The organism is Cryobacterium sp. PAMC25264, from assembly GCF_019443325.1.
GTDB lineage: Bacteria > Actinomycetota > Actinomycetes > Actinomycetales > Microbacteriaceae > Cryobacterium.
In genome coordinates, this window is sequence record NZ_CP080383.1 from 1,706,136 (window position 1) to 1,721,469 (window position 15,334).

12 protein-coding genes and 1 pseudogene are annotated in these 15,334 nt (G+C 67.1%); 9 read left to right on the forward strand and 4 right to left on the reverse strand.

Annotated features, from left to right (window positions below):
• Nucleotides 1–162: 162 nt before the first annotated feature.
• The gene (locus KY500_RS07820) at nt 163–1,383 is read right to left on the reverse strand and encodes an ammonium transporter (RefSeq protein WP_219902990.1); all 1,221 of its coding nucleotides are present in this window, start codon (nt 1,381–1,383) and stop codon (nt 163–165) included.
• A gap of 266 nt (nt 1,384–1,649) precedes the next feature.
• Complete coding sequence (gene zapE, locus KY500_RS07825; protein WP_219903351.1) at nt 1,650–2,696, reverse strand: cell division protein ZapE; 1,047 nt, start codon at nt 2,694–2,696, stop codon at nt 1,650–1,652.
• A gap of 252 nt (nt 2,697–2,948) precedes the next feature.
• Between zapE and KY500_RS07830 the strand changes: the two genes are divergently transcribed.
• Together KY500_RS07830 and KY500_RS07835 are read left to right on the forward strand one after the other, a co-directional pair.
• Nucleotides 2,949–3,851: a sulfurtransferase gene (locus KY500_RS07830; protein ID WP_219902991.1), complete on the forward strand. Its 903-nt coding sequence runs from the start codon at nt 2,949–2,951 to the stop codon at nt 3,849–3,851.
• 40 nt (nt 3,852–3,891) lie between these two features.
• Complete coding sequence (locus KY500_RS07835) at nt 3,892–4,338, forward strand: SufE family protein (protein WP_219902992.1); 447 nt, start codon at nt 3,892–3,894, stop codon at nt 4,336–4,338.
• 20 nt (nt 4,339–4,358) lie between these two features.
• Here KY500_RS07835 and KY500_RS07840 read toward each other — a convergent pair whose 3' ends face one another.
• Nucleotides 4,359–5,408, reverse strand: a complete 1,050-nt coding sequence (locus KY500_RS07840) for a S9 family peptidase (protein WP_219902993.1) — start codon at nt 5,406–5,408, stop codon at nt 4,359–4,361.
• Between the two features lie 315 nt (nt 5,409–5,723).
• On the opposite strand from KY500_RS07840, the pseudogene KY500_RS07845 reads away from it, so the two are divergent.
• From KY500_RS07845 to KY500_RS07875, 7 genes and pseudogenes are all read left to right on the forward strand, one after another.
• Nucleotides 5,724–6,289, forward strand: a pseudogene (locus KY500_RS07845) (DUF3000 domain-containing protein); the annotation flags it as partial.
• Nucleotides 6,290–6,415: 126 nt separating this feature from the next.
• Nucleotides 6,416–6,883: a hypothetical protein gene (locus tag KY500_RS07850; protein ID WP_219903553.1), complete on the forward strand. Its 468-nt coding sequence runs from the start codon at nt 6,416–6,418 to the stop codon at nt 6,881–6,883.
• Nucleotides 6,876–8,072: a ribonuclease D gene (locus KY500_RS07855; RefSeq protein WP_219902994.1), complete on the forward strand. Its 1,197-nt coding sequence runs from the start codon at nt 6,876–6,878 to the stop codon at nt 8,070–8,072. The genes KY500_RS07850 and KY500_RS07855 overlap by 8 nt, the downstream gene beginning before the upstream one ends.
• A gap of 77 nt (nt 8,073–8,149) precedes the next feature.
• Nucleotides 8,150–9,355 carry a thiolase family protein gene (locus KY500_RS07860; RefSeq protein WP_219902995.1) on the forward strand — a complete coding sequence of 402 codons (1,206 nt, stop codon included), beginning with the start codon at nt 8,150–8,152 and terminating at the stop codon, nt 9,353–9,355.
• On the forward strand, nt 9,352–11,532 hold the full coding sequence (locus KY500_RS07865; protein WP_255579873.1) for a 3-hydroxyacyl-CoA dehydrogenase NAD-binding domain-containing protein: 2,181 nt from the start codon (nt 9,352–9,354) through the stop codon (nt 11,530–11,532). The genes KY500_RS07860 and KY500_RS07865 overlap by 4 nt, the downstream gene beginning before the upstream one ends.
• 123 nt (nt 11,533–11,655) lie before the next feature.
• Nucleotides 11,656–12,105: a hypothetical protein gene (locus KY500_RS07870; RefSeq protein ID WP_219900606.1), complete on the forward strand. Its 450-nt coding sequence runs from the start codon at nt 11,656–11,658 to the stop codon at nt 12,103–12,105.
• 35 nt (nt 12,106–12,140) lie between these two features.
• Nucleotides 12,141–13,127, forward strand: coding sequence for a DDE-type integrase/transposase/recombinase (locus KY500_RS07875; RefSeq protein ID WP_255579195.1), 987 nt, complete (start codon nt 12,141–12,143; stop codon nt 13,125–13,127).
• Between the two features lie 58 nt (nt 13,128–13,185).
• Here the strand turns inward: KY500_RS07875 and dxs are convergent, their stop codons facing one another.
• Nucleotides 13,186–15,171, reverse strand: coding sequence for a 1-deoxy-D-xylulose-5-phosphate synthase (gene dxs, locus KY500_RS07880; RefSeq protein ID WP_219902996.1), 1,986 nt, complete (start codon nt 15,169–15,171; stop codon nt 13,186–13,188).
• Nucleotides 15,172–15,334: the final 163 nt, after the last annotated feature.

Here is a 15,334-nt window from a genome sequence, read left to right on the forward strand (position 1 = left end):
GGCCCGAGCCCACGGTCAAGGGGCACGACCCGCGGGCGCTTTTTGTCCTCCCCGGCGCAACGACGAAGGGCGGTGAGAAGGTGTCGGGTGCGTGACGCACCCGTACACTTCCTCACCGCCCCGGTCGGCGTGAGCCTGACGGCCTGGTCGGCCGCAGTCAGATTAGACGCGGTCCAGCGCGTAACCCTCTTCACCGTGCACGACGGTGTCGATGCCGGCAACTTCGTCTTCGTTCTTGATGCGGAAGCCGAGGGTCTTCTCGATGGCGAAACCCAGCACGTAGGCGATGACGAACGAGTAGATCAGCACGGCGAAGGCTGCGATGGCCTGCACGGCGAGCTGGCCCAGGTCGCCACCGACGAAGAGGCCGGTGCCGATGGCGAAGAAGCCGAGGTACAGGGTGCCGATGATGCCACCGACGAGGTGGATGCCCACAACGTCGAGGGAATCGTCGAAGCCGAACTTGAACTTCATCTCGATGGCCATGGCGCACACGGCACCAGCGACGACGCCGAGCAGCAGGGCCCAGCCGGGTTCGAGGTTGGCGCAGGCGGGGGTGATCGCCACGAGACCGGCGACGGCACCGGATGCTGCGCCGACCGACGTGGCCTTGCCGTCCTTGATCTTTTCCACGATCATCCAGCCGAGGATGGCCGCAGCGGTAGCGCCGAGGGTGTTGACCACGATGAGGCCGACGTTGGCGAGGCCGTTGAGCCATTCGGCTCCGGCGTTGAAACCGAACCAGCCGAACCAGAGGATGGCTGCGCCGAGGAGGACCAGCGGCACGTTGTGCGGCTTGGTGATTCCCTTCTGGAAGCCGATGCGCTTGCCCAGAACGAGTGCGAGAGCCAGCGCGGCAGCACCGGCGTTGATGTGCACAGCGGTACCGCCGGCGTAGTCGATGACTCCCGGCAGGCCGAGGGTCTCGCCGAGACTCATGATCCAGCCACCGCCCCAGACCCAGGCGGCGACGGGGAAGTAGACCAGGGTGGCCCAGATACCGGCGAAGATCATCCAGGAGCCGAACTTGGCACGGTCAGCGACGGCCCCGGAGATCAGTGCGACGGTGATGATCGCGAAGGTGGCGCCGTAGGTGGCGCCGAGGAGATCGGTGTTTCCGGTCTCGCCGGTGGCGAGGGCTCCCAGTCCGAAGTCCGAGAAGGGGTTACCCGCGAACTGCGAGGGTCCGTCCACAGCGCTCATGTTGTATCCGTAGAGGATCCACAGAACGCTGATGAGCCCGAGGGCTCCGAAGCTCATCATCATCATGCTGACGACGCTCTTGGCCTTGACCAGTCCGCCGTAGAAGAACGCGACTCCCGGAGTCATGAACAGCACAAGTGCGGTTGCCGTCAACCCCCATGCAATGCTTCCCGTATCCATAGATTGTCCTCACACCTCTCGAGTTAGCTGGGTGTACCGGGAAGCCTCATGACGAGCGTGCTGGGTGCTGTATCTGTCCCGGGTACGCCACTTAGTCTCCGACCAGGACGTTTCACGAGCCGCACCGTCGTGTTTCAGGCAGGTTACGCAACCGCCCGCAACGTTAAGAACGTGTTTCCAGCGGCCGCGAACCTTCCTGCAGAACGCGGGCGGGCGTGACGCCTCGCCCGTTCGTACGAACCTGCATGCGGTCAGTCGGCGTGCGGTCAGTCGGCGTGCGGTGGCAACTCGCCCGTGGTCAACGCCACCATGCGCGATTGCGACCGCTGATACTTCTTGCGATAGCCGCCCTGCATCATCTCGGCGTCGAACACGTCGTGCAGGGCAACTCCGCTGGCGATGATCGGAATCTCGGCGTCGTAGACGCGGTCGATGAACGCGACGAGCCGCAGGGCATCCGTCTGGTCGGTCAGCAGGTAGACGTTTCGCAGCGCGATCACGTCGAGTTCGGCGATCATTTTGATGTACTTCGACGGATGCACGGTGCTGAGGTGTCTCATCAGGGTGCCGAAATCATCGACGGACACCCGGTTGCCGCGAGCGGCCAGGGCCGTGCTCATCCGGTCGAGTTCCTCCGGAAGCACCGTCTGCGCATGCCCAGACGCGTCACGGCGGCGGTAGTCGAGCCCGTCGATGCGCACGGTTTCGAAGTTGGCCGACATCGCCTGGATCTCACGCAGGAAGTCCGCGGCTGCGAAGCGACCCTCCCCCAGCGAGTTCGGCGGTGTGTTCGAGGTGGCCGCGACACGGGTTCCAGAGGCGATGAGCTCACCGAGCAACCGGGTCATCAGCATGGTGTCGCCCGGGTCGTCGAGCTCGAACTCGTCGATGCAGATGAGCTTGGCCCCGGTGAGTTGAACCACGGTGTCGGCGTAGCCCAACGCCCCGACCAGCGCGGTGTACTCGATGAACGTGCCGAAGTACTTGGGGCCAGGTGCCCCGTGCCAGAGCGCCGCGAGGAGGTGTGTCTTGCCCACGCCGAAGCCGCCGTCGAGGTAGACGCCGGGAAGCTCGGCCTTGGTCCGGCGGGAGCGTGAGAAGAACCCGCCCGGGCGCGCACGCCAGGCGGCGAAAGAGTTCAACCGTTCAACGGCTGCCAGCTGGGAAGGATAGTCCAGGTCCGGGCGGTAGGACTCGAAGGAGGCGTGCTCGAACTGTGGCGGCGGCACCAGCTCGGCGACGATCTCTGCGCCCGTGATCGACGGCGACCGCTCGATCAACCGCACGGGGCTCTTCGGGCTCTGGTCGACCATGTCTGGCATCCGGTTCCTGTCTGTGCAACCGGCATCCTGGCGGAATAACGGTGGGGTCTTCGTCCTTGCAAACCTCGGGGACATGCACCTCGCGCGCGTCTATCGGCGCCGGAACCGGCGCAAGCCGGGTCACGCCGGTAGATTCGGGTCGCGGGATGTCCACCAGCCTAAATGCACTCAAGCAGGCGTGGCGCCGCGACCGGCGCGGTGCGGATCACCAGCCGAGCACTGCCCGACCACCAGGAGGAAATCATGACCGTCCCGACCGACCCCACGCCCGCGTTCGCCGACTACGCGCATCCGGAACGTCTGGTGTCCACCGAGTGGCTTCAGGCGCATCTGGGCACCCCTGGCCTGGTCGTCGTGGAGTCGGACGAGGACGTGATCCTCTACGAGAGCGGCCACATCCCCACAGCGGTCAAGATCGACTGGCACACCGACCTCAACGACCCCGTGGAACGCGACTACATCGACGGCACGGCCTTCGCCGCGTTGCTCGGCCGGAAGGGCATCAGCCGAGACAGCACCGTGGTGATCTACGGCGACAAGAGCAACTGGTGGGCCGCCTACGCGCTTTGGGTGTTCACCCTTTTCGGCCATGAGGACGTTCGCCTGCTCGACGGCGGCCGACAGAAATGGCTCGCCGAAGACCGCGAGGTGACGACGGACCGGGAATCCGCCTTTCCCGTCGACTACCCCGTGGTGGACCGGGTCGACGCCCCCATCCGGGCCTTTAAGGAGGATGTGCTCGCGCACTTCGGGCGTCCGTTGGTGGATGTGCGCTCGCCGGAGGAATACAGCGGTTTACGCACCACGGCCCCGGCCTACCCCGAGGAGGGGTCCCTGCGGGCCGGCCACATCCCCTCGGCGGTCTCGGTGCCCTGGGCACGGGCGGCGTCGGACGACGCCACGTTCCGGCCGCGCGGCGAACTCGATGCCATCTACCGCGACGAAGCCGGACTCACCGGCGCGGAGCCGGTCATCGCGTACTGCCGCATCGGCGAGCGATCCAGCCATACCTGGTTCGTGCTCACCCACCTCCTCGGTCTGAAGGATGTGCGCAACTACGACGGCTCCTGGACCGAGTGGGGTAGTGCCGTGCGGGTGCCCATCGTGCAGGGCACCGACCCGGGCTCAGTCCCCACTCCGCGATGACCTCCCGGTCGGCTCCCACCGACATGGCAGAATTGATGTGATGACCACCACCGACCTTCCCGAGCCCTTGGCCGAGATCCGCGAAGACTTCCTGGCGCTCGAACAGGGCGACCGGCTGCTCCTCTTGCTCGAATTCTCCAATTCGCTTCCGGAGCTTCCCGAACGATACCGGGACCACCCCGATCTCTTCGAACGGGTCGTGGAATGCCAGTCCCCCGTCTTCATCTTCGTGGAGGTGGACGAGGCCGGTGCTGTGCACCTGTATGCCACCGCGCCGGCCGAGTCGCCCACGACGCGCGGATTCGCGTCGATCCTGGCGCAGGGCCTCGACGGTCTGAGCGTCGCCGAGGTTCTGGCCGTCCCCGAGGACTACCCGCAGTCGATCGGCCTCACCCAGGCGGTGTCGCCGCTGCGCCTGCGCGGCATGACAGCCATGCTCGGCCGCACGAAACGGCAGCTGCGGGAGCGTGTGGCCGAGCGGGCCTGAGCGGGCCTGACTCGGCCCGTTCAGCTCTCGTGGGTGGCCTCGACAGCCGGATGCTCCGCTCCGAGGCGGGTCAGCCATCCCAGGATGGCCGTGTTCCAGGCCGAGGGGTCGTAGTTCCAGAGCTTGGTGTGCCTGGCGACCGAGAAGGGCACGAGCGTCACGATGTCCGGACGCCTCGCCGCCAGGGACCGTGACGGGGCGGATGGGACGTATCCGTCGTCGTCGCTGTGCAGGATGAGGATCGGCAGGTTCAGGTCCGCCGCCCGGGAGACGAAGTCCAGCCGGGGAAAATCGATCGGGAAGTGCAACCCGGTCACGGCGCGGCCCCACCGGTGGCCCATCACCACGAGGGCTCCCCTGACCACAACCTGCGGCAGGTGCAGGAGCTGTGCCTGGTAGGCCACGACGTCCGCCCAGTCGATCACCGGGGAATCGAGCACGATACCGGTGAGCCGGCCGTCGTGCACCGCTCTGGTGGCCGCCTGCAGCACGATCGCACCGCCCATCGACCACCCCATCAAGACGATCTGGGTGGCCCCGTTCCCGGCGGCGAAGGCGATGGCCGCCTCGACGTCGCGCCACTCCGTGTCGCCCAGGCCGAACCGCCCATCGGCGCTGGCCGGCGCGTCGCCGTCGTTGCGGTACGACACGAGCAGGGCGGTGTAGCCCGCCGCGTGGAAGACCGGAACGGCACGCAGGGTCTCCTGCCGCCGCACGCCTCGCCCGTGCACCTGAATCACCCAGCGCCCTGACGGCTCCGCGGCAGGGATGAGCCAGGCGGGGGCGTCGCCCCTGTCGGTGGCTACGGAGACGTTCGTGAAGTCCAGCCCGAGGTCCCACGGGCCGAGGAAGGAGTATCCGCCCAAGCGGCCGGACCGCACGGTGGCGAGGTCGCCGAAATCCACGTTCAGGATGCGCCGCGTGACGGTGCTGGGCGTCCTGGACACGATCCGGCCGAGCCTGGCGTGGCCCGAGTCGGCCGCGAACCAGAAGCTGTAGTCACCGGGCAACACGGCGTCGGCCGTGGCCTCCAGCGTGATGGTGCCCGCCGCCAGGTCGACGTCGAACACCCGGTGTCGTCGGCGCGCTTGGAGGACGGCGTCACCACACGCCGCGCCATCACACCGGCCAGCACCGCCACGGTGAGGCTGCCGGCCGCAGCGACAGCCACGGCTCCCCCGGCAACCACCAGTGCGGCGGAGGCAAGACCGCTCGTCGGACGCGGCCCAGAGGACCCGCGTCCCGTCCTGCCGTTGCCCGGCGCGCCGCTCCCTCTGCTGCTGCGGCGTGCTCGGGGGTGTCCCGGCTGGCGTCCCGTCATGCCTGACCTCCGGTTGTTCGGCGTGCCTCGCACCAGCGCACGGAAAAAACTCTAGTCTGCAGACGTGCCCGATTCAGAGGATCAGCCCCAGCGCCCCGCGCAATTTGCCGCGGCGCTCGACGCTATCCGTCACGCCACCCCGCGGGCCGAGCTCATCGTCACCGAGATATCTGCTCCCGGAAACCTCGCACCCTACTCCGTCGCGCTCTCCGCCGACGTGACTCCGGTGCGGCACGGAAGCGATTCCGACTTCGGCACCGGACGGTTCATCCTGCTCTACGACCCCGACGAGCCCGAGAGCTGGGGAGGACCGTTCCGGGTGGTCTGTTTCGCCCAGGCTCCCCTGGAGACCGACATCGGGGTCGATCCGTTCCTCGCCGAGGTGGCCTGGGCCTGGCTCGTCGACGCTCTGGACGCCCGCGGCGCTCGGTACACCGCCGCGTCCGGAACGGCCACCAAGATCCTCTCCTCCGGATTCGGCGAGCTGGCGCACCAGGGAGACGGCGCCCAGATCGAGCTCCGGGCATCCTGGAGTCCTCTCGACAACGACCTCGGCGCGCATGTCGAGGGCTGGGGGAACTGCTCTGCATGCTGGCCGGCCTGCCGCCGACCACCGACGTGCCCACGCTTCCCCGTCGCAACCACCCGGCGGGGTCGCACCACGGCGGCACACACGCGGCCGGAGCACACGAAGCTGGAACGCACCAAACAGGAACGCACCAGCCTGGAGCACACCAGACTGATTCCCACCATGCCGTGACGGAACCGCACGATGCCCGCCATGACGAGGCGTCCGGCACCGGCGGAATCAGCGTCGGCCCCCTCGATTCCATTGGTCCGTCCGTCACGTCGATGCGGCGAAGCGGCTCCGGACTCCCTACGCTGGGAGTGACCGCCACCGGGCCCGATTCCGGAGGCATGGAAACGGTCGGTGTCGATACCGCCGGCCCCGATCCGCTCGGCACTCCCGGTGCCGGCAGGGAGACCGTGCGAATGAACGCCGTGGGAATGCATGCCGTTGACAGCAACGCCGTGGGAATCAACACCGAGGGACTTGGCACTGTCGGGCTGAAGGCCGTCGGGCTCAAGCCCGTCGGGCTGAGTTCGGCTGCTGCGGGCTCCGACGGGCTGGACTCCGTTGGGCTGAGCATAGCTGGAAGCCCCGCCGGCGCCCCCACCATGGCGGTCGCCGATCTCTCGGCCCGCCGTGCCGCTCGTGGGTGACCACAGCGTCATCGATACCCGCGCGGCCTACCTCGCGGCGATCGATGAGTTGCTGGCCGGTACCGGTCCGATCGGCATCGACGCCGAACGTGCGTCAGGGTTCACCTACTCACAACGGGCCTACCTCATCCAGATCTACCGCCGCGGTGCGGGCACCTTCCTCTTCGATCCCCCGCCCATCGGCGACTTCAGCGAACTCAACGATGCCCTGGCCGACGAGGAGTGGATCCTGCACGCCGCCAGCCAGGATCTGGCCTGCCTCCGTGAGGTCGGACTCGACCCGGTGCGCATCTTCGACACCGAACTCGCGGCGCGGCTGCTCGGCCTACCCCGCGTTGGACTGGGCACCGTCGTCGAAGAACTCCTCGGCATCCACCTGGCGAAGGAACACTCCGCCGCCAACTGGTCGACCCGGCCGCTGCCGGAGAGCTGGCTGGTCTACGCGGCCCTCGACGTCGAGCTGCTGCCTGACCTGCGTGAGCGGATGGCCGAACTGCTCGTCGAGTCGGACAAGACCGCCATCGCCGACGAAGAGTTCGCCGCAGTGCTGGCCCGTGAGGCCAAGCCGGCGCGTGCCGAACCGTGGCGCCGCTTGTCCGGCCTGCACGCCGTTCGGGGCCAGCGCAACCTGGCCGTGGCCCGTGAACTGTGGGTAGCCCGGGACGCCCTCGCCCAGGAACTCGACGTCTCGCCTGGGCGGCTGGTTCCCGATGCGTCCCTGGTGGCCGCGGCGCGCATCCTGCCGACCTCACGGAACGCGTTGGCGGACCTGCGCGAATTCAACGGCCGTGCCAGCCGAACTGAACTCGACCGCTGGTGGACGGCGATTCAGACCGGCCTCGCCAGCGGCGACCTGCCGTCGGCCAAACCGAACAGCGATGCCCTGCCGCCGCCGCGTGCGTGGGCCGACCGTAACCCAGACGCCGACCTCCGCCTCAAGGCGGCCAGGGCCGCGCTCGTGGCCGTGTCCGAGGAGCGGATGGTTCCGCTCGAGAACCTGCTCACCCCGGATCACCTGCGCCGCGTGGCCTGGCAGCCGCCGGAACCCGCCGATGCGGCGACGGTGGGTGACACTCTCGCGCTGCTCGGTGCACGAGCCTGGCAGATTGAGGCCACCGCACAACTAATCGCCGATGCCTTTGTGGAAGTCCACCAAACGAGCGCCGTGCCCTCGGACGCGGATTCGTAGGAACAGTCAAAGGATTCACAGCGGTTAATCCCTCACCCTAGGATCGTGCGATACCTGTTTTGAGTGATGGAGGCAAAGTGGCCGAGAGAACTGATGTCGTCTTCGTGGACGGGGTTCGCACCCCGTTCGGTCGGGCCGGCGAGAAGGGTATGTACTGGAATACCCGCGCCGACGACCTGGTCGTCAAGGCGATCACCGGGCTGATGGAACGCAATCCGAACGTGCCGGGTGAACGGATCGACGATGTCGCGATAGCCGCGACGACGCAGGCCGGCGACCAGGGACTCACGCTGGGCCGAACCGCCGCTCTGTTGGCGGGCCTGCCGGTCTCGGTGCCCGGATTCGCCATCGACCGTATGTGCGCCGGTGCGATGACGTCGGTCACCACGATGGGCTCGGCGATCGGCTTCGGCGCTTACGACCTGGCCATCGCCGGCGGTGTCGAGCACATGGGCCGGCACCCGATGGGGGCCGGTGTCGACCCCAATCCGCGGTTCCTCAGCGAACGGCTGGTGAGCGAAGACGCCCTGAACATGGGCGCCACGGCCGAGCGGATCCACGACAGGTTCCCCGAATACACCAAGGACCGCTCCGACCGGTACGCGCTGCGTAGCCAGCAGAAGGTCGCCGCCGCCTACGCTGCCGGCAAGATCCAGCCGGACCTGGTGTCGGTAGCCACCCGAAGCGACTCCGGCTGGGGCCTGGCGACCCGCGACGAAGCTCCCCGACCGGAGACCACCCTCGAGGGTCTGGCGGGCCTGAAGACGCCGTTCCGCCCGCACGGGCGTATCACAGCGGGCAACGCCTCCGGACTCAATGACGGCGCCACCGCGTGTCTGCTGGCCAGCGGAGCCACCGCCAAGGAACTCGGCCTCAGCGTGAAGATGAAGATGGTGAGCTTCGCCTTCGCCGGTGTCGAGCCCGAGGTCATGGGACTTGGACCGGTCCCCTCCACCGAGAAGGCCCTGCGCAAGGCCGGCCTGTCCATCACCGATATCGGCCTGTTCGAACTCAACGAGGCCTTCGCTGTGCAGGTCATCTCCTTCCTCGACCACTTCGGCATCGACGACGACGATCCCCGGGTGAACGAGTATGGCGGCGCCATCGCCATCGGCCATCCGCTGGCCTCATCGGGTGTGCGCCTGATGAACCAGCTCGCCAGCCAGTTCGCCGAGCACCCCGAGGTGCGTTACGGCGTCACCGCCATGTGCATCGGGCTAGGCCAAGGCGGCACAGTGATCTGGGAAAACCCGCACTTCAACAAGAAGGCAGCCAAGCGATGACCGACACCTCCTCCGCCATGTCCACCGACCACGCCGGCGTAGACTTCAGCCCGCTCGTCGCGATCTCCGCCGACGAAGTCGTCACCCGCTCCCTGGTGCGCGACGTGCCGCTCTCCGGCGGCCGCACGCTCGCCCTGCTCACCCTGGACAACGGGCGCGACCACACCCGCCCCAATACGCTGGGGCCCATCACCCTGCTGGAATTCGCCGCGACCCTGGACGAGCTGGCCGGACGGGCGGCCCGTGGGGAGATCCACGGAGTGGCCGTCACCGGTAAGCCGTTCATCCTTGCCGCTGGCGCCGACCTGAGCAAGGTGGGTGAGATCCCCTCCCGGGAGGTCGGCAAGCTACTCGCCCAACTCGGCCACCACGCGCTCGGCAAGCTCAGCACCCTCGGTGTGCCGTCGTTCGTCTTCATCAACGGACTCGCGCTCGGCGGCGGACTGGAGATCGCCCTGAACGCCGACTACCGCTCGGTGGACGCGACGGCGCCAGCCATCGCCCTGCCTGAGGTCTTCCTCGGGCTGATTCCGGGCTGGGGCGGCTCCTACCTGCTACCCAACCTCGTCGGCATCGAGAACGCCCTCAAGGTGATCATCGAGAACCCACTCAAGAACAACCGCACCCTCACGGGCGCCGACGCCCTTGAGCTGGGAATCGCCGACGTGATGTTCCGCTCGGTCACCTTCCTGGAGGAGTCGATCGCGTGGGCCGACGGTGTCATCGCAGGTACCACGGCCGTTTCGCGCCCGCATGTGCCCGGCAAGATCGAGCGCCTGGTCAAGTGGGATGCCGCCATCGGCATCGCCCGCAAGATGCTGACCTCCCGCATCGGAGAGGTGGCCGCATCCCCCTACGCAGCCCTCGACTTACTCAAGGCCGCCAAGAGCGGGAGCAAGGCCGAGGCCTTCGCGCGGGAGGACGACGTGCTCGCCGACCTGATCTCGGGCGACCAGCTGCCGGCCAGCATCTACGCGTTCAACCTGGTGCAGAAGCGCGCCAAGCGCCCTGCGGGGGCTCCGGACAAGGCGCTCGCTCGGCCGGTCGGCAAGGTCGGCGTGATCGGCGCCGGACTTATGGCCAGCCAGTTCGCCCTGCTCTTCGTGCGTCGGCTGCGTGTTCCCGTCGTGATCACCGACCTCGACCAGGCCAGGGTCGACAAGGGCGTGGCCTACATCCACGGCGAGATCAAGACACTGCTGGACAAGGGCCGGATCAGTTCCGACGAGGCCAACCGGTTGCGTGCCCTCGTGACGGGCACCACCGACAAGGCCGACTTCGCCGACGCGGACTGGGTCATCGAGGCCGTGTTCGAAGAACTCGGCGTCAAGCAGGAGGTGTTCGCCGAGATCGAGAAGCACATCTCCCCCACCGCCATCCTGGCCACGAACACCTCCTCCCTCTCGGTTGAGCAGATCGGGGCCAAGCTTGAACATCCGGAACGGCTCGTCGGGTTCCACTTCTTCAACCCTGTCGCGGTGATGCCGTTGATCGAGGTCGTCAACACGCCCGCGACCGACGAGGTCACTCTCGCCACCGCGATGGTCATCGCGGCCAAGCTGCGGAAGAACGCCGTCATCACCAGGGACACCCCCGGGTTCGTGGTCAACCGGGTGCTGGCCAAGCTTCTCGGTGAGGCCATGCACGCCGTGGACACCGGTACCCCCTTCGATGTCGTCAACGGCGCCCTGTCGCCCTTCGGCCTGCCGATGACACCCTTCGAGCTTCTCGAGCTGGTGGGGCTCAAGGTGGGCGCCCATGTGCTTGACACCCACCACGCGGCCTTCCCCGACCGGTTCTTCGAAAGCACCAACCTGCACCGCCTCGCGGAGCACGGCACGATCCTGGACCGTAACACCAAGGGCCAGGTGACCGGGTTCAATAAGGGCGCCCAGAGGATCGTGGCGGGCGGAACGACGCCGATGACCGCAGAACAGATCCTGCGGCGGGTCGAGGACGGCCTGGCCGACGAGATCAAGCGGATGCTCGACGACGACGTGGTGCACGCCCCGGAGGACATCGACCTGTGCATGCTCCTCGGTGCGGGCTGGCCGTTCCAGATGGGCGGCATCACGCCCTACCTCGACCGGGTGGGCGCGAGTGAGCGAGTCTTCGGCGGAACCTTCCACACCCCGATGATCCGTGGCGTGAGCGCCGCCACGGCCGTCCTCAGCTAGGCGACCACCTCAACTGTTTCCCGAACGGACAAATGCGGCCGGTACACCCTGAGTGTCAGCCTGTGGTGAGACAAATCATCGTTTCATCACGGGCCGGCTGAGGGCGGGGAAGAGGACATCCAAATGGAAATGTCAGAAGTCCAAACCCGGCTTACTCGGAAGCATCATTTCACGTCTGCTGAGCGCCTCGCGATTCTTGCGCAGTGGGAGCAGTACGCGTCGACGGGCGCGGAGATCGGCGCGAAGTCCGCGTTCTGTCGCCGAGTCGGCATCGACGTTAGGTCGCTGTCGCGGTGGAGTCAGGAGAAGCGGCAGGGCCTGCTGGTCGAGACGGAACAGCGGCAGACTAAGTACGTGTTGACGAAACAGGAACGGATCGAATTTCTGCGATTGCAGAAGGAAAACGCGATCCTCAAAGCCCAGTTGGAGCAGTCCGAGAGCGCGGTGGAAGTGTTGGGAAAAGCCTCAGAGCTCTTGTCCGCGCTGGCCAAGAGCTCACAAATCCGCACCCCGCCGCTGCCGGACGAGCCAGCGATCCCGGCCGCGTTTCGGAAGCCGAAACCCACCGAGTAGCGTTCGAAACAGTCGTCGACCTGACTGCGGTGGGGATGCCGGTGGTGCGGGCCTGCGCGTTGGTCGGCTACTCGCGGGCATCGTTCTATCGGCACCGCAGCCCCCGCGCCCGCCTGGCCGCGCCGATCCCGCAGAAGGACCGGCACCAGCCGGCCACGCTCTCCACTGCGGAGAGCGCGCAGATCCTGGCGCTGATCAACACCCCTGAGTATGAGGGCTTCTCGATCTGCCAAGCCTTTTACCGGGCCTGGGATGCGGGTGTTTACCTGGCGTCGAAGTCTTCCTGGTACCGCGTCGCCCGCGCGGCCGGGCAGGTCCACGAGCGCCGCCGGCAGGCTGAGGGGTCGCCGAAGAAGATCCCCGAGCTGGTCGCGACCGCCCCGTCACAGGTGTGGTCCTGGGACATCACCAAGCTCAAGACCACGATCCGGGGCCGCTACTTCCACCTCTACGTGATCATGGACATCTACTCCCGTCGCGTCGTGGGCTGGCGGCTGGAGGCCTACGAGGATGGTGACCTCGCCGAAGAACTGATCCAAGAAGCGGTCACCGCGAACCACGGCGTCGCGCCGAACTCTCTGCACTCGGATAACGGTGCTGCGATGGTGAGCACACCGGTGTCCTTACTGCTGGAGAAACTCGGCGTCGATAAGTCCTTCTCCCGGCCCAAAGTCTCCAACGACAACCCCTACAGCGAAGCGTTATTCAAGACCGCGAAATACGATCTCGCGTTCCCTGAGATCTTCGACACGACCGATGACGCCCGCGCCTACTTCGACTGGTTCTTCCACGAATACAACCAGAACCACCGCCACTCCGGCATCGCCTGGAACACCCCCAACGACGTTCACTACGGCCGCACCGACCGAGTGACCCGCCGCAGAAGCCAAGTCCTCAACACCGCATTCCGAACGCATCCAGAACGCTACGCCCAACACCCCAAGCCCCCGGCCCTACCGGGCCGGGTATGCATCAACGACCCCCGCCAAAAACCCAAACCCAACCTGTCTCAAACAGGTTGACAAATACCGCGTACCGGCCGCATTTGTCCGTTTCGGGACCAGTTCTGCGTGGGTGGTACTAGTCGCGGGGGGCCCGCCGCACGGGAACGGAGCCGGTGTCTGAGCCCGAAACTGAATCCGCGTCCGTGCGATCGGTATCCGCCGGGAGGGCTCGGGCGTGCGGCAGCTTGCTGCCGAGAACCATCGCCACGACGTCGCGGGCGATGTGCTGCGGGGTCAGTCCGACTCGCTCGAGTATCTCGGCGCGGGTGCCGTGGTCGAGGAACTCGTCGGGCAGGCCCAGCTCGGTCACGGCGGTGTCCACGCCGGCCTCGCGGAGGTCCTGGCGGATGCGGGTTCCGATGCCGCCGACGCGGACGCCGTCCTCGATGCTGACCACGATGCGGTGCGAGGCGGCGAGCCCGATGATGCTCTGCGGAACCGGGACCACCCAGCGGGGGTCGACGACAGTCGCGCCGATGCCCTGCGCGGCCAACCGGGCGGCGACCTCGAGGCCCATGCCGGCCATGGGACCGACCGTCACGATGAGGACATCCTGCTGGGCGCTCCGCAGCAGTACATCGACACCGTCGGAGAGCCGCTCAACCGCGTCGAACTCCACGCCGGTGCTGCCCTTGGGGAAGCGCAGCACGGTGGGGCCGTCATCGACAACGACGGCCTCGGCGAGTTCCTCGCGCAGGCGAGTGGAGTCGCGCGGCGCGGCCAGGCGGATGTGCGGGATGACCTGGAGGATTGCGAGGTCCCACATGCCGTGGTGGCTGGGTCCGTCCGGTCCGGTCACACCGGCCCGGTCGAGCACGAACGTCACGCCGGCGCGGTGCAGCGCGACGTCCATCAGCACCTGGTCGAACGCACGGTTGATGAAGGTGGCGTAGAGGGCCACGACGGGGTGCAGCCCGCCGAAGGCGAGGCCGGCGGCGCTGGTGACGGCGTGCTGCTCGGCGATGCCGACGTCGTGTACCCGCTCGGGGAAGCGCTCGGCCATCTTGTGCAGGCCGGTGGGCCGCAACATCGCGGCAGTGATGGCCACCAGCTTGGGGTTGTCGGTGGCGAGGTTCAACAATTCATCGGCGAAGACCGACGTCCAGGAGGGGGCGCCGGCGGATTCGGTGGGCTCGCCCGTCTCGGGGTCGATCACACCGACGGCGTGGAACTGGTCGGCCACGTCCTGGACCGCAGGGTCGTAGCCCTTGCCCTTCTGGGTGATGGTGTGCACGATCACCGGGGCGCCGTACTCCTTGGCCTGCGTGAGCGCCTCGAGCATGGCTTCCATGTCGTGGCCGTCGACCGGCCCGATGTACTTGATGTCGAGGTTGGAATAGAGGGCCTCGTTGTTGGAGAACCGGCTGAGGAAGCCGTGCAGGCCGCCGCGCACGCCGCGGAAGATCGCCCGGGCCGGAGCGCCCATGTGATCGAAGGCCTGGCGGCTGGTGATGTACGCCGCCTTGTAGCTGGCGCGCAACCGCACCGTGTTGAGGAAGCGGGCCATGCCGCCGATGGTGGGCGCGTAGGAGCGGCCGTTATCATTGATGACGATGATGAGCCGGCGGTTGTTGTCGTCGCTGATGTTGTTCAGCGCTTCCCAGGTCATGCCGCCGGTGAGGGAACCGTCGCCGACGACGGCGATGACGTTGCGGTCGCTCTGCCCGGTCATCTCGAAGGCCCGGGAGATACCGTCGGCCCAGGAGAGCGAACTCGACGCGTGCGAGCTCTCCACGATGTCGTGCTCGGACTCCGACCGCTGCGGGTAGCCGGCGAGGCCGCCGGTCTGGCGGAGCCGGCTGAAGTCCTGCCGACCGGTCAGCATCTTGTGCACGTAGGACTGGTGCCCGGTGTCGAACACGATGGCGTCACGAGGCGAGTCGAAGATGCGATGGATGGCTATGGTCATCTCGACCACACCCAGGTTGGGCCCCAGATGTCCACCGGTCTTCGAGATCTCCGCGACCAGGAAGGCGCGGACCTCGGCGGCCAGCTCCACGAGCTGTTCCTTCGTGAGACCGTCGAGGTCCCGGGGACCGTTGATCGTCTCCAGAAGGGTCATCGGTACTCTCTTTCAGGTCGTCCTGCCGGCGGGTGTGCAGGCGATGTGCGGGCAGATCATTGGTACGAGTCGGGAGCCTGTCCCCTCGCGTGAGCGAGAACTGGCGCGCAGCCCCGATGAGCCGAGTCTACGCGCCAGTTGCCGATCAAGCCTGTGAAACCAT